This is a genomic window from Sphingobacterium tabacisoli, from assembly GCF_017908035.1.
In the GTDB taxonomy this organism is placed as follows: Bacteria; Bacteroidota; Bacteroidia; order Sphingobacteriales; family Sphingobacteriaceae; genus Sphingobacterium; species Sphingobacterium tabacisoli.
In genome coordinates this window covers 21,985-44,419 of record NZ_JAEQMU010000001.1, presented here as the reverse complement: position 1 = coordinate 44,419, position 22,435 = coordinate 21,985, and the positions used below count along the sequence as shown (strand labels likewise).

The following is a 22,435-nucleotide window of genomic DNA, read 5'->3' as shown; positions in this document are numbered from 1 at the left end:
ACGTCAGCTCGCATATCCAAACCGACTATAACAATCTTACACAGTGACATTTTCTCTCTCCAATTTACTACCTACGCTCGACTGTGCCTGTACTTCACAAAGTAGTATAGAGGAATCCCCAAAAGCGTTATAATAATCCCTGGCCAGGTAAACTGTGGCTTATAAATCACCAACAAAATGATAAAAGACAATCCCATAACAATGTACAAAGCAGGCACTAGTGGATACCCAAAAGCTTTGTAAGGTCTTGGTATATCAGGTCTTTTCTTACGTAAGAGAAAAATACCGATAATACAAAGCACATAAAAAATAACAACCACACAAGTGATCATATCCAGCAGATCCCCATACTTTCCGGTCAGGCACCAAGCCGAAGCAACAGCCCCCTGCAGCCATAAAGCATACCCCGGAACAGCGTTTCTATTCAGCGTTCCAGTTTTCTTAAAGAACAACCCATCTGTGGCCATAGAATAATAAATACGTGCCCCCGCTAGAATCAAACCATTGTTACAGCCAAAAGTGCTTATCATAATCATAATAGCTAGTATAGTGATACCAAAAGGACCAAAAATCTCCTGAGCTACAACCATAGCAACTCGATCCTTAGGCGCACTAGCCATCTCCTCTATAGTCAAGACCCCAGTATACATTAGATTAGTTAAGATATAAATCACCGTAACCAAAATCGTCCCTAATGCTAGACTCAATCCTATATTTCGTTGTGGATTTTTGATTTCTCCTGCAACCGCAGATGAAGAGTGCCAAGAATCACTGCTGAACAATGCTCCGACCAATGCAGCGGACATTGCTCCCAGAGCGCTAAACAAGGTATAGTCCACCGTAGATCCATCGCCATTCAACCGATGTAAATTCCACATTTTGTCAGCAGCCCAGTTCTGACTCCAGATCTCTAGATCAAAAGCTGCAAATCCGAAGAAGATCAATAAGATCAAACTCAATATTTTGATCAAAGTCAAAATAGTTTGCAATGTTTTACCATTCTGAACCCCCCTCGTGTTAATATAAGTCAATACTAGAATTACAGCAATAGCCAGTACCTGAGCAGAAGAAATCTCATAACTACCCAAAGTTAACAGATAAACATCTTCATCCAACAAGGGAAAAAGATAAGCTGTAAATTTGGAAAAGGCGACCCCTACAGCAGCTATTGTTGCAGTCTGTATAACCGCAAAAAAAGTCCATCCAAAGGTAAAACTTACTACTGGACCATAAGCCTCTTTAAGGTAGACATACTGTCCTCCAGCTTTAGGAAACATAGCACTCAACTCGCCATAGCTCAATGCAGCAGCCATGGTCATAAACCCACAGATCAACCATACTACCATTAGCCAACCAGCAGATCCTGTATTTCGGGCTATGTCAGATGACACTATAAATATTCCCGAGCCAATCATACTTCCGGCCACGAGCATCGTCGCGTCTAGCAAGCTCAATGATTTTTTAAATTCCTGGATTCCATTTTTTTGTATCATAATTTAGGAATAAACAGTTAATCAAAATTATAGAACTTCCATGTAGTCTGATGTTCAGCTTTTAACTGCTGATCCGTCATAATGGCCCTTAACATCTCCATGGGCATATAGTTTTCCTTGATCACACGATCATGAAATTCCTTATAAGACATTTTGTTTACTCCTACCAATTCATCGCTGATACTCAGCAACTGTAATCCTCCTATCATATAAGCTAATTGGTACAGTGGGTCATATGCGCCTTCAAATGATCGCTTGACTTCTCCGTGTGCATTGGCTGGTTCATGACCGACTTGATCGACTAAGTAATCGATACACTGCTGCGGAGTCCATTCTCCTAAATGGAATTTAATACTGAATGTGATACGCGCACAACGATGCATTCTCCAAAACAACATTCCTATACGTTCTTCTGGTGTCTTTGCAAAGCCCATTCTATACATTAATAATTCCCAGTACAAGGTCCAGCCTTCTGTCCAGAATGGGGTATTAAAATTTTGTTCACGATAAGGCTTATGTCTTTTATTCATAAAGTACTGCAAATGATGCCCTGGATTCAACTCATGCGCTACAGTACCGAGCGAAAAATGTGGATTATTCCCCCTCATACTCATCATCTTTTGATCATAAGTCATCGTATTTGTCGGATACGATATACTAATCTCTCGTCCTCCTGTAAAAAAAGGATTGACCAACTGTCTTTCCGGTGTCATCATGATCATTCCCCAAGTTTCATCCGCCAATGGTGGAATATCCATCAATTCATGATTCTTGATAAAATTCTGAGCTCTGTCGTATAATTCATTAATAAGGTCTGGTTGCTTACCTTCAGGCACATAGGTGTTCTTCACTTTCTCTTGAGCAGCTTTCCAATCATCGCCAAATCCCATCTCCCGAGATGCCTTAAGTAATTCTGCTACACACCACGCCCATTCCTTATCCGCGATACGCAAGAGCTCGTCTGCATTATAAGCAATCATCTCTTCTTTCAGTTTTTTGTTAAGGGCTTCTCTACCAATAGGCTGCCCACCGATGTAACTCCCGTCCTCAAAGATCTTCCAGTCACTTTTAGCTTGGAGTGCAGCCTTATATGCCGTCAATTTCTCATCCAGAGCCTCATATGATTGAGGCACCCACCACGTAAACGAAGGATCATAACCATTATAAAAATCGAATGAACTTTCTAAACGTTTTTGCAAAGACTCGACTATCCCCGTCAAATAGCCAACATCATTTACGTTAATAGATGATCTACTATGTAGATTGTGGATCTCCTTTTCAACAGATTCCTTTACCTTCTCTAAATCCGTTGCAATCTGCTTCCCATCCACAGAGGTGCCGCGTCTTCGCTTTTGTTCAAACTCAAGGATATTGGTTGCAAAAGGAATATATTGTTCGAGACGATGGTAAGTCTGCAGGCTTTCATTCAACTCATCCTGATGCCGCTTTATTTTTTGATTCAAAAGAATATAATCAACCTGTCCATTTGTATTCAGGCGCTTGTAATCAATTTTTTTCAATTTAGCCAGATAATCATTATCAACAGCTATCAATCGACCAATCTGCTCCGGAGAAGGAGCTGCCTGTTGGAATCCCCAACCTTTAGGCATCGGTCCGTAAAAATAATTTACAGCCTGTAGATCATTTCTATATTGAATGATATAAGGCTCTATAGGGGTTGTGTGTTCGTACAGATCCATGTCTTGTGCGTTCGTAATTATAGCAGTCATGCAAAGCATGCTAGTACCAATAAATCGCTTTACTTTTGGCCTTTTATTTCTCATAATTTAAGTTTACATCTAGCTTTAATAAAACCGATCTGGAGTGAAGCCCTGGATATCGGTTTCGGTAGGTCTACCGGACAAAATAGCGGCAATAGACTTTCCATAGGCGGGTCCTAAACTAAGTCCCATCATCCCTCCACCACCAGCAATACTTACATTTATATATTTTGAAGCACGTCCGAGATACGGCAGACCATCAGGCGAACATGGTCGGTAACCGTACCAAATATCCTGTGGATAATCAACTTTTAGATCTGGAAAGTATTTTGGAATAGATTCAACAATCCCCCTTACCCGATTTTCATAAATTCTATCATTGGCTGGTCCGAGTTCCATCGTACCACTGAAACGAATCTGATTATTCATTGGGGTGACCGCCACTCTTGCTTCTAGCAACAAAGCGGCGTGTGTCATCGATGTATCTTCCTGTGGATTGTACATAAAAGAATATCCCTTCCCTGGCATCAGAGGTAATTTCAGTCCCAATTTGGAAGCTAATACCGGTAATGATGCTCCCCCCGTCACAACAATCTCATCCGCACCAAAGCAACCTTTAGTCGTTTGAATTTCCGTGACTTTCTTACCTGAAAAGCCAAACTCCGTTACTTCAGTCTGATAATTAAACTGGACACCATGCTTTGTCAGGTATTCGGTTAATACTTTCATGAGCTTTGGTGGGTACATAATACCATCGCATTTGTACAATATTCCACCCAATGTATCCATCCGAAGATTAGGCTCCAGCTCCTGAATCCCCGCCCTATCATAGACTTCGATATCTAAGCCCAGTTTTAACGCCTTTTCAGCCAACTCGACTTCTTCATGCTGTACCTCTTCGGATTTATAGAGCATCATTATTCCATTCTGTCTTAGCTCAAAATCAAAACCATCTTCTTCAGCCCATACATCATATGCTCTACTACTTGCTAAATTCAAGTCTCTGATCGCCTCTGCATTTTTATTAACATGCTTTTCATTGGCATGTCTTAAGAACTTAAGCCCCCAGTCGATCAGTGAAAGATTTAACGATGGCCGTACATAAAAGGGACTTTTACTATCCAACATCCACTTTACACCTTGCGCCACAATGCCTGGTGCAGCCAATGGTGTAAAATGACTAGGAACAATCATTCCTGCATTTCCGTAGGAACAATTATCCATACCATCCCCTTTTTCTAGAACACAGACTTCCCATCCATCCTTTAACAGATAATAAGCCGTTGATAAACCTGCGATGCCGGCTCCTATGACCGCCACCCTTCCTTTATTACGTGTTGACACTTTTTCTTTTTATTAATTAATTACATCACCTGAAAGCCCTCTTTGTAGGGATCTTCATCATCAATTATGATTTGATTGTATCCTGTGATCCTAGCCCAACCTTCTACAGAAGGTATGATCGCGACTCCTCCTCCAATAGTTGCTTCCTCTTCAACACGACCGATAAACTGTGAACCAATATAGCTTTCATGAATAAACTCTTCTCCTTTTTTCAATTTTCCTTTCGCATACCACTGTGCCATACGAGCGGAAGTGCCAGTTCCACAGGGAGATCTATCTAGCGCATTTTCACCCACCAACACGGCATTTCGTCCTGTCGAATTACTTTTGGACGGCTTTCCTGTCCATTGGATATGGCTCAACCCATGAATGTTCTCATCTTCGGGATGCACAAATTCATATTTCTCGTTCAGCAGACTACGGATTAGCTTTCCGTAATGGATCAATTGGCTTGCAGAGAAAACACTGATATCTTTAAAATTCCTTTGTGGATCAATAATCGCATAAAAATTACCACCGTAAGCGACATCCGCGACAATTTCTCCCAAGTCAGGACAATCTACAGTCAATGCCTCCTTATAAAGGAACGACTTTACATTGGTCAACTTCACAGTTTTAACCTTTTCTCCTTCTTGCACATAATCTATCAAGACCAGACCAGCCGGTGTCTCCAGTCTCAATCTGCCCGGCACCTTTGGAATCACCAACCCCTCTTCAATAGCAATGGTCACAGTACCTATTGTACCATGACCACACATGGGTAGACATCCACTAGTTTCGATATAAAGTACCCCCGTATCATTATTCGGATCTATCGCGGGATACAAAATACTGCCACTCATCATATCATGTCCTCGAGGTTCAAACATCAAACCTTTACGTATCCAGTCATATTCTTCCATGAAATGCAAGCGACGTTCCATCATGGATTTCCCTTTCAGCACGGGCCCCCCACCAGCGACCAATCGTACCGGACACCCACAAGTATGTGAGTCAACACAAAAAAAAGTTTTCTTCATCGTTATATATCAATACAAATTCTACTTAAACACGTCCTACTGTAAGTACATTATCTACCATACGAGTAATACCTAAAAGATTTTCATTCTTTAGTTCCTCTGGCAAAAAGGCGTTCGGCCAATTCTGAAATGCCAAAGGTCTGACAAATCGCTTTACAGCGTCAGGTCCTACCGATGTAAACCTTGGATCAGTACACGACGGAAACGGTCCTCCATGCTGCATGGCATATACCACTTCAACCCCTGTCGGCATACCATTAAACAGAAGTCGTCCTGCCTTATCTTTTAATACATGTATGGTATCCCCATGTTCTACTATATCCTGAGATTGTGCAGCCACCGTAATGGTCAATTGACCTTTGAGTTGTTGGGCAATAGCAAACACCTGCTCATAATCATCCGCTTCGACCAATATCCCAAAAGGCCCAAACACCTCTTCACTCAACACCTTATTTTTCAAAAAATTAACAGCGGAAGTATGAACAATGATAGGCGCTCCTTGTCCCTCATCAGCTGCTATAGCTGATTCTGTCAATACTGCCACAGCACCTTGATCCTGTAGCATTTTTTTATTTTTTTCAAAATGAGAATAAATACCACTATTCAGCATCGTAGCTGGTTCTATCTTCACTATTTCAGCTTCGAGAGCGCGCTTAAAGCGTTCTAGCCCTGTCCCTTTCACCGCAATAAAAACTCCTGGGTTCGTACAAAACTGCCCAACGCCCAATGTAAGTGAAGACGCATATTCTTTAGCCAAAGACTCCGCGCTTTCATTCAATAAATGCGTAAAAGCAAATACAGGATTGACACTTCCCATTTCTGCAAAAACTGGAATAGGTTCTTCCCGTTGATTAGCAATATCAAACAACGATTTACCACCATAATAAGAGCCCGTAAACCCAATTGCTTTGATAGAAGGATGGGCAGCCAGATAAGCTCCTATTTTCAAGTCTGTACCATCTACGTTATTACCTAATATATGGCTGAATATTCCATTAGGCCAACCAAATCGAGCAACCACTTCCGTAATTGTCCGTGCCATAATAGTAGACGTTTTGGTATGTCCCGAATGACCTTTTACAAGGACTGGGCATCCGGCTCCGATAGCACTGGCGGTATCACCTCCTGCTGTAGAGAATGCAAATGGAAAATTACTCGCACCAAAAACCAATACAGGGCCTATTCCTATATTATATTTCCGAATATCGCTCTTGCCTTTTTCCGGTTCTGACAAATCGATCCGAGCTTCAGTATACAGGCCAGATGCTACCGCGTTAGCATAGCTACGCCATTGATTTACTGTTCTTGCTTTCTCTCCTGCAAGACGTCCCATCGGCAATGCGGTCTCTTCATGCGCTGCATCTAACAATTCCTGCCCGATAGCTTCGATCTCATCGGCTACCGCATGCATAAATTTAGCTCGGTCTGCGACTGTCGTGGACTTTAAAAACTGAAAAGCCTCTGCTGCTAAATGCGCACATTCTTCTAAAAATATCTTTGGTTGGTTCATTCTTTTCGGCTTTATTTCACTTAAAACGAATTATAGGCGAAAGGCATACACCAATCGCCTATTGCATATAACATTTATAGGATGTTCTAATCTAATTTTGGACGACTTGCGATACCGTCTGCGATAACTTTATTTATCCTCTCTGCTTCTTCTCCAACTAGTGGAAGCCTTGGAGCACGCAAATATGGTGTACTTATACCTTCTGCCGTTGCTGCCAACTTGATATACTGTATCAGTTTCGGATGAATATCCAATTCCAACAATGGCATAAACCATCGATATAATTCTAATGCTTTAGCAAACTCTCCATTTTTAACATGGTTGTACATTGCTACGGTCTCTTTAGGGAAGGCATCCACTAAACCAAAGACCCAACCATCGGCACCAACGGCCAATGCCTCTAGCGATATCGTATCGACTCCAGCTAGTATCTTATAACGGTCCCTAAATCTATTTTTCATCCTGGTGATATTCGTAAGATCCCTCGTCGACTCTTTGACAGCCTTGATTGTTGGGCATAACTGCAATTCTTCAAACATAGCTAGCGACACGAATACGGGATAATCTACGGGATTATTGTAAATCAAAATCGGTAGATCTGTTGCATTAGCTACAGCTTTAAAATATTCAACAGCTTCTCTATCGTCAGCTTTGTAACGCATAGGAGGCAGTAACATCAAACCATCCGCACCTAACTGCTTCGCTTTAACAGCAAAATTGACTGCATTTTTTGTCGTGTTCTCTGCAATGTTTAATATCACTGGAACACGGCCATTAACCACCTTAATCGTAAATGTCAACAGTTCAAACTTTTCATCCATTTCTAGAACTGCGGCATCCCCTAGAGAACCGGCAATAATAATACCATGCACACCTGCTTTAATCTGTGCCTCCGTATTCTTTGCAAACATCTCAAAGTCAATATCGCCATTTTCCTTAAAAGGTGTCAACACCGCTGGATAAACCCCTTCCCAATTTAATTCAATCATAGTTTTTGTTTAATTACTTAGATATACAATTTCGTTTTATCAAAGAAACCAACTAAATAATGACTTAACTAATCAACTTTTAATAATTACTTATTGGATATTAACATTTCATCTATCTGTAAAGAGAATTTTGATAATTAGTGAGATACGTTTTAGGAGATACCCCCAAAACCGTCCGAAAGACACGATTAAAATTGGTAATACTATTAAATCCCGAATTGTATGCTACAATAGAGATACTGTCCTCCTCTTTACCAGACAACATCCTGCAAGCTTCCCGTACGCGCAATTCGTTCAGATAAGCTACAAAAGTCTTACCTGTACTTTTTTTGAAATATCTACAGAAAGCCTGCGGAGTAAGATTGGCTTTTTCTGCGATCTCGCCCAAGCTGATATTCTCTTTGTAATTATCCTCCAAAAACTTACACAAAGATGAAATTCGTAAAGAGCCTCCTAAACCAAATTCAACAGTAGAAACACCCGACAGTGGCTTAAGCTGAGCCGAAATCTTATTCAATGATTTCAGAAGATAGAAAAAATTAACTAATTGATCCAACCGGTCGGATTTTTTCAGAATTTCTATTCGACGTCTGATATGGGTAAGATCATTAGCAGGGACTTTAAATCCACGTCCGCTTTTAGCAACAAAATCAAGCAAGACACTCAACTCTGGCATGTTCAATATATTGGACAATGCCCCCTTAAGATTAAAGAAAACCGAAACACTTTTAACCAATCCCCCTAAGCGACCTTTGAATACATGTGCCTGATTCGATCCTAGCAAAAAAATATCTCCTTTTTCAAATTCGTGTACATTATCATCTACCAGTAACTGCCCTGCACCTTCCATAATCCAGATTAACTGATATTCTTCATGCCGGTGCATATAAGGATAAAACTTTTCTAAAACATCTTCCTGTATAAAAACTGACCTATCCTTAGGGACAGGGACACGGTATTGGATGGGCTTCATAGTAAATTAGTTTATAATAAATGTCAATTATACATTAAATCTATGGTTTCAAATTTTATAAAACAAATATTTTGAAGAATTATGTTAAAAACTGGCTACTGTATGTTAAATTATGTTCAAAAAAAAACCACACAATAAGCCATATTTGTAACTGTTAAATAGATTAATAGTACCATCCATTAATTTTTAAATCTCATCAGAATGAATCTAAAAAAAAGTTGTTATCTCCTTTTTACATTACTATATGTACATGTTACGCCAGAAGTACATGCTCAACAGAATGAGCATCCTGTATGGCAAGCGGTCAAAAAGCAACCTGCTACATTAGGAATTGATAAGGGGCAAAAAAGCTTCGACCTGAACAAATTGAAAATAAAGGTTCTCAATTCTTCACAAACTTTATCGGCATTTCAAAAAGCAGTTGGAGACCAGAATTTTGACTACACACCTGTAGAAATGCTCTCCAAACGCGACCGCAACAACTTTTTTCATATTGGAGACATCACAATGAGTCTCCGAAGTGCTGGCGAAACCTCTTGGACCAATTATTCATCAGCAACAGACAGAAAGGATGTCATCACATTAACACCATCGACACAATCACTATCTTCTGCAGATCTTACCCCAACACTAGGCAACATACCCTTAAAAATTGTTCGCAACTGGCAGAATATCGACGGAGATTTAGTGTTAAGCTTTCAGGTCACCAATCCTACAGACAAAGTTATAGAAATCGGTTCATTAGGCATTCCACTACCTTTCAACAACAATATGGACTGGAAGAACCTCGATCAGGCACATGCACAGAATGTCTTTTTTGACCCTTATATCGGCAAAGATGCTGGGTACATGCAGGTCAACCATCTTCATGGCAGAGAATCTAGCTTACTCGTATTACCTCACGAAAATGCAGGTTTCGAAGCTTACAACCCCTTAAATAGCGATCCCACTCCAAGAAGTATTACCTTTGAAGGATTTCACGAGTGGATGATCCATAGCAAAGCACATGCAGAAACAGATTGGAAAGGTGTCGAGCAGTGGAATACACCTACATCGACCTTATTACAGCCCAAAGAATCAAAAACATTCGCATTAAAATTTGTACTTGCTGAAGGCATAAAACAGATTGAAAGCGAACTATTAAAGAACAACAGACCTGTTGCTGTAGGTGCACCAGGGTATGTAGTTCCCATGGACAATCCCGTCAAGTTGTTTATAAAACATGACAAATCCATCAAGAACATAGCCATATACCCTGACGGCGCATTAACTATTACCAAACTTAAATCAACTCCCGATAAATGGAATCAATATGAAGTAAAAGGTAATCAGTGGGGACGTGCGAGGCTTACAGTCACTTATCAAGACGGTCTACAACAAACCATCCACTACAAAGTCATCAAATCAGAAGTTGACGTAATAAATGACCTAGGAAATTTCTTAACGACTACGCAATGGTATGAAAACAATGATGATTTATTCGGCAGGTCTCCATCCGTTATTTCATACGATTATGAAGAGCAAAAACAAATCACCCAAGAACAGCGTGCATGGTATGCAGGTCTTAGTGACGAGGCAGGAGCAGCAAGTTGGCTCGCAGCAATTATGAAACAGGTACTTCAGCCCAATGCGCACGAGATTGCAAAATTAAAACGCTTTGTCAATGAGACTATGTATGGTCGCATTCAGCACAAAGAGGGTGACAAGCAATATGGTGTAGTCAAGAGCTTATTCTACTACGAACCAGACTCTCTTCCTACTGGAACCTACGATACGACCATCAATTGGAATACGTGGTCGGCATGGAAGAAAAAAGAAGCAGACGATATTGGACGTTCATACAATTACCCGCATGTAGCAGCTGCTCATTGGGTGATGTACCGTCTTGCCCGCAATTACAACAATTTTGTCCAAGAAGAAACCTGGGATACTTATTTAGATCGTGCTTTCCATACCAGTATCGCTATGGTTGAGAAAGCCCCTTATTATGCTCAATTTGGTCAGATGGAAGGCAGCATCTTTCTCATCATTCTTCAGGATCTACGCAGAGAGGGACTTGTCGCACAGGCCGATCAACTAGAAGCTGTCATGCGAAAACGTGCTGAACATTGGAAAAGTCTTAATTATCCTTTTGGCAGTGAAATGCCTTGGGATTCTACCGGTCAGGAAGAAGTATACGTATGGTCTCGCTTTTTCGGATTTGACGATAAAGCACAGGTAACCCTAAATGCTATCCTTGCATACATGCCAACTGTACCACATTGGGGTTACAACGGTAGTGCACGTCGCTATTGGGACTTTGTATACGGTGGCAAACTATCACGTATCGAACGCCAGTTACACCATTACGGCTCAGCACTAAATGCCATCCCTGTACTTACAGAATATCGGGACAACCCTAACGACTTTTACCTGCTTCGCATAGGACACGCCGGTATGATGGGAGCTCTGGCCAACGTAACACAAGAGGGTTTTGGCCCTGGCGCATTCCATTCGTACCCGTCGACCCTAGCCAATGATGGTATCTCTGGAGACTATGGCACTGGATTTTACGGATATGCGGTCAATTCAGGAACCTATATTATTGAGCATCCTGAATTCGGCTGGTTAGCATTCAGTGGAAACCTTAAAGAAAGTAAAAAAACAATAGATGTAGCTATTACAACAGCTTCCAAAGGACGTATATTCCTAGCCAAAGAAAACCTATGGGCCACTACAGATGCAGGCGAAATTGATTCTTTGGTATACAAAAAAAACGATCGCAGTGTCACATTACACCTTAGCACACAACATCAGAATAATACGCCGAATACCCTACTGGTTATTAACCCAGAGAGTAACTATGAAATAAAAGGTATGCGAAAAGATAAGCTGGGTAGATATCAGATTCCAAATTCTACAAAGACGATTACGTTAACAAAATCGAAATGATAGGTATTGTACTCTTTAAAACTGAGAGCCACTCCTTAAATTTAGAGGACACCTCTTTAAGCTTTTCGTCAAAAAAATAAACTTTCGTTAGGTTTTATAAGGACGCAATCATCAATCTGATTGCGTCCTTTCTTTTGGTCTATCGCGGGTTCTGCACTATACCCCTTAAGTCAAGCAATCCTTCTGGTATTGGAAGATTAAATCTAGGATCATTAGGCTGAAGGTATCGTACCGTCTTCAGCATACCGCTCAAGAGTTATCGCTCTACCCTCGTTATTTAACCGCTTAACATCTCCCCATCTCAGACCTCGGAATAAAGCTCCCTCCTACGTTCTTGTAAAATAAAATCTAATAAATATAACTGTTGGCTATAAAACAATCTTAATCTTATCACTATATCGGATAGGAGGTTCAGGGCTTTCTGTTGGATATCCGAGTGCCATATTGATTGCTACCTCATAATCCTTAGGTATGTTAAGCAAATCCAAAATATCTGCGTTTTCCGGCCTATTCAATATCGGTACGACAGTTCCCAACGGACAGGTTGCCAACCCCATAGCATGGGCACAATAAAGGCACCGCATAATTATCATTTATATATTGACAGACTTTATTTCTGCAGGGCCTGTTTTCTACATGACCTTCACCATCACAGGGTGTTAATGTCTTTCGATCATTAACACCCTGCAATGATTCATCTAGTTTTTGTAAAAACAAAAGCAACTGATCCATAAAAACATACTTTTCGATAAAAAAGGGAAGATCTTATTTATTATTGTCGTGCATGGTCCATCAAGATTCTAAATTGCTCTTCGGAGGGGAATTCTCCCTTAAGTATTTTTGTTGCTAGCTCATTCATCGCTTCTAACCGATTTTCTGGTAAACCGTCCCGTCTACCTGCTGCAATAGACATATTTAAAATCTGTAGCGCATTATCTCGCTCACCCTTTTCCCAAAACATTCCGACAAGTTTATATAGGTAAATAAACTCCATCTGGCTCATTTTGAAAAAATGATCGGCGGTTTCAAAAAGCTCTTTAGTCACGTCGCCTGTATTGTCTTCAATAGGATAATAGGGACTTATGGCCAGCATAGCCAAAAGTGGATTTGAAACGGTACTTTTAAGCCTAACACGCTGTATGAAATCGGCAAGATTCTTACCATCCCCCTCTAGTGCATATATTTTATAACCCTCTGAAACAATATCTAAAAGAGCTGTATTATTGGTCAGTAAACCACGGTCAATATCATGCTCGATAAGGGCCTTTAACGTGAGGCTATCATTGCCTTCCTGCAATGTCTGGTAAAGGCGGTAAGCTACAGCTGAACTCAATGTCCGCTCATGCTCGGACATTAATAACTGAACAGCCTCATCATAATGACCAGTGTGAAGCATAACAGTACTTTTGACCACCAAAGCCTCCGTATTATTAGGTTCTTTTAAAAGAATGCTATCTAAAATAGATGTAGCCTTTGTATATTCTTTAGAACGTATTAACGTTCTGACTTCGACGATAGGATCTCCGTGTAAGGAAGCCCCCATTTGAGCTGGATTAAAGGATCTATTGATTAAACTCTCTACAACCTCCTTGGTCAGTTCATTCGGATGGGGCATCCAAATAACCTTATTCTCCTGGATAACAATCGTGTGCGGTAGCGCCCGGATCTGACCAGGGATAAGCCACTCCTTTGAAAAAGCCCCACTAGATCCACCTGCATAAGCTACGCGATAGGACATCCCGTCCCCTTTTGATTTAAGGAAAGTCTCTACTTTTCTCAGATCATTTTCCATAGCACTCTGCCCTACAATAACAACTTTATCTCCATATTCTTTGTGCAGCTCATTCATATGTGGAATAGCTGCAATACAAGGACCACACCATGTAGCCCAACACTCAATGATATAGGTCTTATCTTTGTCAAAACTGGTGACGGGTGTACCCTGTAACCAAGTGACCTCCGGGTAACGATCAACTTCGGATCCTATTCCAAAAGTGGGCTTTTGAACTGTATTTTGTGCCTGAAGCATTGTAATCCAGGTCGTAAATAGAACGAGTAAAATTTTCTTTGTTTGCATAGTTAACTAGTTTTTTTGATCATATATCAGTGGGTAGCCAAAGAATCTCTCCTTTCTCTATCCGAACCAACATCTGCTTCAAATCTTCTTGATCTCTAATGGGGGATTTTTGTATGGCAAGATTCATGAAATGCAATGCTTCTTGGCGGTTACCCAATCTGTAATTAAGAAGCCCTCGAACGACTAGTGCCGATATATCTAAGTGGGCTGGAACTGTGTCCAACCAAGACATTGCAGTCGATAGAGAAGAAGAATCACCACAATGATAAAACACCTGGTAAGCGTAACCTAATAGCTCGTTCGAATCAATACCAGACCTTAAGTTGCTATGATGCCGCTCAACATCATGAACAAAAGCTAAAAACTGTCGCTGGCTCAGATAATAGTCTATTCTCGCTTTGGCCAATAATTCAAAGGAATATTTTTGATATTTCTTTTCGATTAATCTATCTACACGATCCACTGAGGAAGAGCCGCTAGATTGCTTATAAAGGCCTATAATTTCATTGGTAATTAGGCTTTTGACCTTTCTTTCTATATTAAGATAAGCGCTTTGATCCTTTGAATTTTCTGACATAACGTAATCCCACAAATAGGGAAAAACTGGATCCGCTGTTGTATCAATAAACGGTATAGAATATGTCAACTCCTGTAAGGAATTGCGTTCTACCGGTGTAGATCTCTGCCAAAATATCCTGAATAAACTGTCTGCACGATCCATTTCATAGGCATCCCGTGCAGCATGGAACGCGCTAACATAATCTCCCTGTGTTACACCTTGCTTTTTTAGTTTATGAAGCAACGTATAGTATTGTTGTGATGGCTCTAAAGCATTTTTGGCTATTCGCAAAAATTCAGGGACAGCTACTGCACCGACGCTCCGATGAACTAATTCACCATTCGGATCAAAGAAAAGGAATGTCGGATAACTTCGAATCTGGTACAGATGTATCATCTCTCGTGCATCTGCATACCAGGTACGAACAGCTTCGGAATCATTTTTGGTAGAGTCCATCTGAATTTTGACTGCAATAAAATGTGTATTGATATAGTCGCCAACTTCTGGTTTGGAAAAGACTTCAGAAGTCATCAGCCGGCAAGGATGACACCATGTGGTGTAACAATCTACTAAGATCATTTTGTTTTCTGATTTTGCCTTTTGAATTACTTCTTTCCAGTCTTTGGCTTTAATAAAGTCTACACCCTGACTTTGGGCATAGGTTTTGGTCTGCATCAAAACGAAAAAAATGAGCCATAATTTGTTAAATAACGCTGCTTTCATATTATTCCTCATCTAATTTATTTTGGATCCCATAGCCTCAATTTTTCCGAAACCTGTCCAGACCTTCACTATTTCGGTAAGATCTCCTGATACTTCATTCATACGAATTAAATAAAGCTTGCCCTCTTTGGTCAATTCATTCCAAGTGGCTACGAAAAGGAATTGATTTGATGGTTTATAAATCTCCATAGCAGTAATCACTTCCTGCCCAGGAGAAATAAATCCAGCATCTCCAAAAATAGCAGTAGTACCTTTAACCATATCCACCTGAATCTTTCTGATAGTCTGTCCATCGCTATAAAGTGCAAATGAATTTAAATTACCTACGCTAAATAGATCTGCCTCCCTTATATTCGGTGCGCTACTGACATCTACGTTGGCCAAGGCACCGTTGTCTTCGTTTAGAATCATTAGGTACCTTCTGTCCGTCTCTACTTTATCGGTAAATATTCCCCAAGAGCTCAACACGAGCTCTTCATAATAATCAGAGACAATGGGGTACCCCTGCCCTCCAAGTAACATTTTTCGTCCTGTATTTTCAGGATTAAAAAGGGATAAATCGCCCTTTTTAGTAAAAGGACGCCCTACTATCGATCCCTCGCTCATCAAGATGTAACGACCATTCAACTGATCATAAAAAAAGTCGTTATAAGAACCTGCTATTAGATAAGGAGCGGCTTCATATCCTTTGCTATCCAGGGAGATAATCTTGCTATTAAAAAAATTGCCGCTTCCACGGTACACATCGGTACCATTGACAAAAGCTTTGCCATTATTAATATACGACTTAGCATCCTTTACAAAGGGAGCATCTGATGCATTGAAAAAAAACTGATTAAAATGTCTGTTTATTTTAAAGTTAGATGCGCCGACAGCGAGCATATCATCGGTCGTTAAAAGTATGATTTCGCTATTTTTCCGTTGGATCTGGCGTGCTGTACCCGAAAGGTTTTCTAAATTGCGAGTATATAAAAGGTCCCGATATACTAATTCGGGCACATTACTGCCGGAGATAAAAGTGTTGGAGCTCACTAAGCTCAGATCGAGAATGCCGTCTTTGTTTTCGAAGACTAACCAACCTGAAGGTACCGCATCCTGTTCCTGCACTGTGAGATTGTATACGGCCAATGCCGTAATGCCATTCTTAGGTTCTTTGACCTGAAGTTCGATAAAGTACGAACCTGGTGCATTAGCTATAATCTCTTCTAATTTGTCTGCGGTAGATAGGGTGTCAATAACGCCTCTTCCTGAAGCTAAATAGATGCGCCAGAGGAAAGACAGGGTGCTGTGATCTCCTTCGAAAGTAATTTTGGGCGCTAATGCTAATGTAGCATTCTGCTCGACACTAACTCGACCTACACCGGTAGTATCGATTGAAAAAGCAGGTAGTTCTATATAATTGTAGTTTCCGTTATCCTTTTTACACCTTGAAAACAATATAGTCCCGGCTAAAAGTAAAAAGCATATATAACATGTAGTTTTTTTCATAATTCGTCGGTTATCAATTAAAAAATCGGGAATTCGACGATGTCTCCATTTTCATCACGTAATGGGGCATCTGGGTGCGCTTGGTTATAGGTATTCAACCATTCCAAACATTTATTGTAGATATAATACCATCGATCTGAAACAGCCATAACATCATCATATGTCGTGATACCCGTGGCATCTATAATAATCTGATGCTTGGTTTTACTATACTCTCCTAGACAGAAATACAACGCAGCGTAAGGAAAGTCGTCCCAAGCTGCTGGCTTGGTGAGTTGTGATGTCCAACGTAAGGTAAAACGTGGACCAGAGGTGGGCTGACCTACAATCTCTAATTTCGGTCCTGGGATGAAATTTTCATTAACACTCACATCCATGACCAGGGTTGCGCTGGCGGATTCAGTACGCGCACTACGTTTAATCCTAATAGGGACGATGGCCGAAAGGGAATTTGCCGGTATAATGAAGTTTTTTTCGATTTCGTATTCGTCCGATTGTGCATCTGAAAGCTGCGGATTTACAGAAAGTACAAATTGTCTATCCTTATCTACCGGCGCACCAATAGCACGCACGTGCAACTTGATAAGGGTGTCTGTGACATCCGAATTTAAAACTCCAAAGGAAAAAATCAGAGAATCTCCCACAGCACCTTGTTTAGCATCTCCACTGATGCTTAAGGCTGTAGCTCCATTGAAAAATGGATCCTGTTCATTTTTTTTACATCCAAAGAAGATGAATAGTGATAGGAAAAATGAACTAATTATTAATTTACATCTATACATAATAAAGAAGTATTAAAATATCAATAATAGGACTAACGTCCATATTCAACTTCATTGAGCGGAAGAGGAAGTGTATAATGATTTATATCATAACTACCTGTAAATCCTGGAACAAGGGTTTTATTCAACCGTTTGTTATAAAAGAACAGTTGCCCCTCCGAAGCCATTTCTTTACGATACTCCATTGCTATTTCAGAAGCAATCTGTTCGGGCGTGAGTGTTGACGCTAGACGTCTGCTAACACCGCGCGCAATTCTTACTTTTTCTAAATATGCAACTGCCTGCGCATTGTCTATACCTATCAACGATTCAGCAGCTATATAATACAATTCAGGAATGCGTATCAGCGGCATTCTATTGGCGTAACTGGGGTTCGTCTGTGTGGTCTGATATAATTTACCCAGATAGATATTGTTCAGCACTGACCTAATCAAATAGGATCTACGGATATCTGCTGCAGACTCTGCTGGAGGATAAATGGCATTTAAAGTACCCTGTGTGATGGCTAGAGGCCGGTCATTATGGGCTTGATCCGTAATATAGCCTTCGATATTATCCAGCTTTTTATTCTGCAACAATCCGAAAATGTATTCGGTAGTAAACGTTCGATCTATATTATTGGCTGTGCCTGTAAGTTGACTATTCTGAACCCAGGGAAATTTATCGACAACTTGAATGACCCGCTCTGCTGCGCGGAGTGCGCCTGCTTTGTCTCCATTCCATAAACGTACCCTGGCTTCTAGTGCTTGGACCGCATAGTAGTTAAAACGTAATTTCCTATTAGTGAGATAACCGTTGTCATCATCTACCGTGACCGATCTTCCTGTCACTAAAGGGTCGTCCTTCAGTAATGCACCGGCTTGCTCCAAATCACCTAGTATTAAAGAGATAACATCAGAATAGCTTGCACGTGGTGTTACTTGGTTTTTATAGATAGTTACGTATGGAATAGTCTTATTCTGCTCACTACCTACCCCTAATGAAGGCGCAAAAAGACGTAACATATCAAAATGGATAAATGCACGTAACCCCAATGCTTCACCTTTAATGATATTGTAATTGTCTCCTTGGAAGATATTCTTATCGGCTTCTTCCAACTTCTGTAGCAGTAAATTAAGGTTGGTAATTGCATTGTAGCTATTGCCCCAAATATTATCAACCAAAGTACGTACAGCGACATCGGTATAATTTCCCTTTTCAGCTCGCTGGTAGGTCTGGTCCAATGCTGGCTCTAATGATAGATCATAATACTGACCAAGCACATCGACCAACCCAAAATTGATCTCTCGCCCGTACAATGCTGGATCTCCCATTTTGATATATACACCTGCTAACAATTCTTTAAATCCTGATTCTTTGGAAAAGAAAACATCTTCTTCTACTTGAGTCTGAGGCTTTACATCAATCCATTTGGTACATGAAAAAAGTACAAACGGAGTAAACACTAGGAAAATAAGACGTCTATATGTATTAATTTTTTTCATAATTTTATTTACTAAAACATGGTCTGAAGGGTGAATGAATAAGCACGTGCAAAAGGATATGCCGTACCGCGCTCTATACGCATGGATGATGCCACAAACACGTTATTACTGTTTAATCCAACGCGGAGACGACTTAAACCAATAGCCCGCACGGACTGTAAGCGATCAAGCTCATAAGACAAACCGATCGATGTCATCGTGAGCTCATTGAGCTTTTCGACAAACCTTGTCGTGGGCTGGGTCTGCTCTGTATTGGCAATATCTTTAAAAAAGGTAACATCACCTGGAGAACGCCAACGATCCAATAACACACGTCGATCGACATTCTGCAATACATTGGCATTCTCCACTTTATCAACCAGGGTCTGATTATACATTTTGCCTCCAAAACGATACCCCAAACCTACATTAAACTGCCAGCCCTGTAAACGTAAATCCAATCCTATATTGCCATAGTACTTCGGCAAACTATTACCGGCCGCAATCTGATCCGATGCTGACCAAACATATGTCTGTGCACCATCTTTGGTAAGATATAACTCTCTACCTGTAGAGGGATCGATACCTAAAGATTGTACAGCCCAAATAGTATTTAGGGATTGTCCTTCTACATAGCGCACGACAGGTATATTGCTTATCCCTTCATCCTGCTTTTCATTGAATGTTTCTAACCCATTGGATATTTCAACCAATGTGTTTTTGTTATTGGCAAAAGTGACATACATATTTAAATAATTACCATTCTGAACGTTACGATAAATACGTTGATTTACTCTTACTTCAAGTCCGGTATTCTTTACTTTCCCCAAATTGGCCTTATAAGAGTTAAATCCCGCAGACGGAGGAAGACTTACATCAGACAGAAGACCATCGGTATCGCTTTGATAATAATCCACAGTCATTGACGTACGTTCTTGGAAGAGCTTTAGGTCCAGGCCTATATTTAGGTCCTTCTTTCTCTGCCACCGCAAATCTGGATTGGCCAACGCGATTACAAAAGCGCCATTATTAACTAAATAGGAATTGTCTTGATAATAATTAAATGTTGTGAGACTCAGAAAGGAGTTAAAATTTTGGGAGCCCGTGTATCCCAATGATCCGCGCAATTTCAACTCGTCAAACAATTCCAATTTCTTCACAAAAGCTTCTTTATGGAGATTCCATCCTAAACCTGTAGACCAAAATTTTCCTACACGCTCGTTTGCTCCAAACTGAGATGAGGCTGTAAGGCGATAGGAAAAGTCGGCAAGAAAGCGATCATCAAAAGAATAGTTGGCGGAAACAAACCCGCCCATATCCCGAACAAGACTCTCGCTACCGGTTAGTTTTGACCCTTCTTGATATTGTAATCCTAATGAAGGAAAGTTGAGGTTTTCATTCATGAATCCTTCAACAATGTAACCTAGATTTGTATTACTATTACTACTGAGATCCCAACCGGCATTCCCAGTTATGTAATGCCTCCCTAACTGTTTGAGATAACTGACATTGATATTGCCCAGAAGGTCCAACAGTTTACCATTTCCTTTTGCATAGCTTCCTTTTCGTGTTGCTTCTGTATAATTAGCAAAGTCTGTATGATCTGCAGGCAAAAATCGGTCACTTTCGTTGGTCTGCTTGGTTATACTGAATCGACCATTCACACGTAAATCTTGCATCACACGCCAGTCGACACTAAAGTTGTTGGTGATATCCGTATACTGGGTAAAATCTTTGGTTCCGATCTGTCCATTCCAAAGTGGATTATATACCCGTATGCTTTCTGTTGAAGAGCCAAGTTCTCCTGGATAAGAATTAGCAATTTTCTGCAATTGCCCTCGATTATCGAAAGGCGTGACATAAGGATTTAACTTTGCAAAGTTTGAAAACTCTCCATAGGGTGAATTCGTGGATTTGTTTTGATTGATAGTAAGCAAATTATTAAATCCAAAATTCTTGTAGCGATAACTTAATGTGATAGCGCCTCCTCCTACTGTCCTCCCTGAACCTTTCATAGCACCGGTTACCTTGTTATACAGGAGATCTACACCGTACTGAAAATAGTCATCTCCGCCGTCTAATCGAATAGAGTGACGCTGTCCGACCCCATTCTGAACAGGCTGGGCAAGCCAATCGGTATCCACACCACGCTCTACAGCGCGAAGATTTTCATTGTAGGTTTTTGATAAACGTAACTGCTGTATTGGATCTGTAGCAGTATAAACTCCAGCTAAGCGCTCTACCTCCAATTTCTCTCTGGCATTGACCAAATTATAACTACTTAAATCTGGAGCTTCTAATGTAATGTTATTATTGTAAGAGATGTTCAGTTTTCCTTGCTTAGGTTTGAGTGTCTCTATGACGACAACACCATTTGCAGCACGCGAACCATATATCGCTTTGGAAGCTGCATCCTTCAACACTGTGATGCGGCTCACTCGATAGATATCGAGGTCTACTACTTTTTGTAAAGTGGTCTCGAAACCATCCAAAATAAATAGAGGTAGATTTGGGTTGGTCCGGTATTCTCCAGACAAATCAGGAAGGCCAGTCTGGCCTCTCAATTGTATATCAGGCAATTGATTAGGATCTGACCCTGCAGCAAAATTGGGCATTAATTGAAAGGACGGGTCCAAGTTGCTGAGACTCTTAATCACATTCTGATTTCCAACTTTCAGAATTTCTTCCTGGGTGAATGAAGATGTCGCCCCCGTAAAACTTTCCTTTTTGCGAGAGAAGATACCATTCACAACAACTTCCTCAATATCCTTCGCTTTGGAAATAAGAGTAACAGCTATACTATTTCTATCTCCAATCTTCGCTTCATAGTCTTCGTATCCGACATAGGTAAATCTAAGTACAGGGCTATCTCCTTCAATTACTAAAGTAAAAAAACCTTGGGTATCGGTGACTGTATTGCTATCCGGCCCTTTTGCATCTTTGAGCTGAACGGAGACACCTGTCAAAGGTTTCTTGTCTTCGTCTGTAACATAGCCATGGACTACCCGCCCTTGCTGACTTTGTCTTTTAGCACTGACAGATATCAGGTTCTTACCGAAAGACTGGAACGTGAGGCCCTCCCTGGTTAGGGTCTCAGTTAACACTTCTTGGATGGGTCTATTGAGGTCACCGCTAAAAACAACGACATGATCACTGATACTTTTATCATAAACAAAACGATAACTTGTTTCCTGTTCAATCTTTTTCAGCAACTGTTCTACTGTAACTCGCTGCCCCACCGCCTGGCTTTGAAGGGTTGAGGCCAAAACATCCCTAGGTATACCTATTGAGACAAAATAAGCCAAAGCAAATTGAACCAATGCCTTTTTAGCAAATATTCTATGCATGTAATCAATAATTAAG

General features: G+C 40.6%; 15 protein-coding genes. 1 reads left to right on the top strand and 14 read right to left on the bottom strand.

Going from position 1 to position 22,435, the window contains the following annotated elements; all coding sequences use genetic code 11:
* Positions 1-71: 71 nt before the first annotated feature.
* The 7 genes from JKG64_RS00150 to JKG64_RS00120 form a co-directional block, all read right to left on the bottom strand.
* Positions 72-1,493, bottom strand: a complete 1,422-nt coding sequence (locus JKG64_RS00150) for an APC family permease (protein ID WP_210352331.1) — start codon at positions 1,491-1,493, stop codon at positions 72-74.
* A gap of 17 nt (positions 1,494-1,510) precedes the next feature.
* The gene (locus tag JKG64_RS00145) at positions 1,511-3,223 is read right to left on the bottom strand and encodes a DUF885 family protein (RefSeq protein ID WP_210352330.1); all 1,713 of its coding nucleotides are present in this window, start codon (positions 3,221-3,223) and stop codon (positions 1,511-1,513) included.
* A 75-nt stretch (positions 3,224-3,298) separates the two neighbouring features.
* Positions 3,299-4,558, bottom strand: coding sequence for an NAD(P)/FAD-dependent oxidoreductase (locus JKG64_RS00140; RefSeq protein WP_210352329.1), 1,260 nt, complete (start codon positions 4,556-4,558; stop codon positions 3,299-3,301).
* Positions 4,559-4,578: 20 nt separating this feature from the next.
* Positions 4,579-5,577: a 4-hydroxyproline epimerase gene (locus JKG64_RS00135; RefSeq protein ID WP_210352328.1), complete on the bottom strand. Its 999-nt coding sequence runs from the start codon at positions 5,575-5,577 to the stop codon at positions 4,579-4,581.
* 25 nt (positions 5,578-5,602) lie between these two features.
* On the bottom strand, positions 5,603-7,087 hold the full coding sequence (locus JKG64_RS00130; protein ID WP_210352327.1) for an aldehyde dehydrogenase (NADP(+)): 1,485 nt from the start codon (positions 7,085-7,087) through the stop codon (positions 5,603-5,605).
* An 86-nt stretch (positions 7,088-7,173) separates the two neighbouring features.
* A complete protein-coding gene (locus JKG64_RS00125; protein WP_210352326.1) occupies positions 7,174-8,076 on the bottom strand; it encodes a dihydrodipicolinate synthase family protein in 903 nt (300 codons plus the stop codon).
* Between the two features lie 112 nt (positions 8,077-8,188).
* Complete coding sequence (locus JKG64_RS00120) at positions 8,189-9,049, bottom strand: AraC family transcriptional regulator (protein ID WP_210352325.1); 861 nt, start codon at positions 9,047-9,049, stop codon at positions 8,189-8,191.
* Between the two features lie 201 nt (positions 9,050-9,250).
* Here JKG64_RS00120 and JKG64_RS00115 point away from each other — a divergent pair, with 201 nt between their 5' ends.
* Entirely contained in the window at positions 9,251-11,980 is a 2,730-nt protein-coding gene (locus JKG64_RS00115; protein ID WP_210352324.1) for a DUF5695 domain-containing protein, read from the top strand.
* A 368-nt stretch (positions 11,981-12,348) separates the two neighbouring features.
* Here JKG64_RS00115 and JKG64_RS00110 read toward each other — a convergent pair whose 3' ends face one another.
* The 7 genes from JKG64_RS00110 to JKG64_RS00080 form a co-directional block, all read right to left on the bottom strand.
* Positions 12,349-12,564, bottom strand: a complete 216-nt coding sequence (locus tag JKG64_RS00110; RefSeq protein WP_210352323.1) for a nitroreductase family protein — start codon at positions 12,562-12,564, stop codon at positions 12,349-12,351.
* A 188-nt stretch (positions 12,565-12,752) separates the two neighbouring features.
* A complete protein-coding gene (locus JKG64_RS00105; protein WP_210352322.1) occupies positions 12,753-14,057 on the bottom strand; it encodes a redoxin family protein in 1,305 nt (434 codons plus the stop codon).
* A 19-nt stretch (positions 14,058-14,076) separates the two neighbouring features.
* Complete coding sequence (locus JKG64_RS00100) at positions 14,077-15,351, bottom strand: thioredoxin family protein (RefSeq protein WP_210352321.1); 1,275 nt, start codon at positions 15,349-15,351, stop codon at positions 14,077-14,079.
* Entirely contained in the window at positions 15,352-16,827 is a 1,476-nt protein-coding gene (locus JKG64_RS00095; RefSeq protein WP_210352320.1) for a PKD-like family lipoprotein, read from the bottom strand.
* Between the two features lie 17 nt (positions 16,828-16,844).
* Complete coding sequence (locus tag JKG64_RS00090) at positions 16,845-17,609, bottom strand: DUF4843 domain-containing protein (RefSeq protein WP_210352319.1); 765 nt, start codon at positions 17,607-17,609, stop codon at positions 16,845-16,847.
* 32 nt (positions 17,610-17,641) lie between these two features.
* On the bottom strand, positions 17,642-19,093 hold the full coding sequence (locus JKG64_RS00085; RefSeq protein ID WP_210352318.1) for a RagB/SusD family nutrient uptake outer membrane protein: 1,452 nt from the start codon (positions 19,091-19,093) through the stop codon (positions 17,642-17,644).
* An 11-nt stretch (positions 19,094-19,104) separates the two neighbouring features.
* Positions 19,105-22,419: a SusC/RagA family TonB-linked outer membrane protein gene (locus JKG64_RS00080; protein ID WP_210352317.1), complete on the bottom strand. Its 3,315-nt coding sequence runs from the start codon at positions 22,417-22,419 to the stop codon at positions 19,105-19,107.
* Between the last annotated feature and the right edge of the window lie 16 nt (positions 22,420-22,435).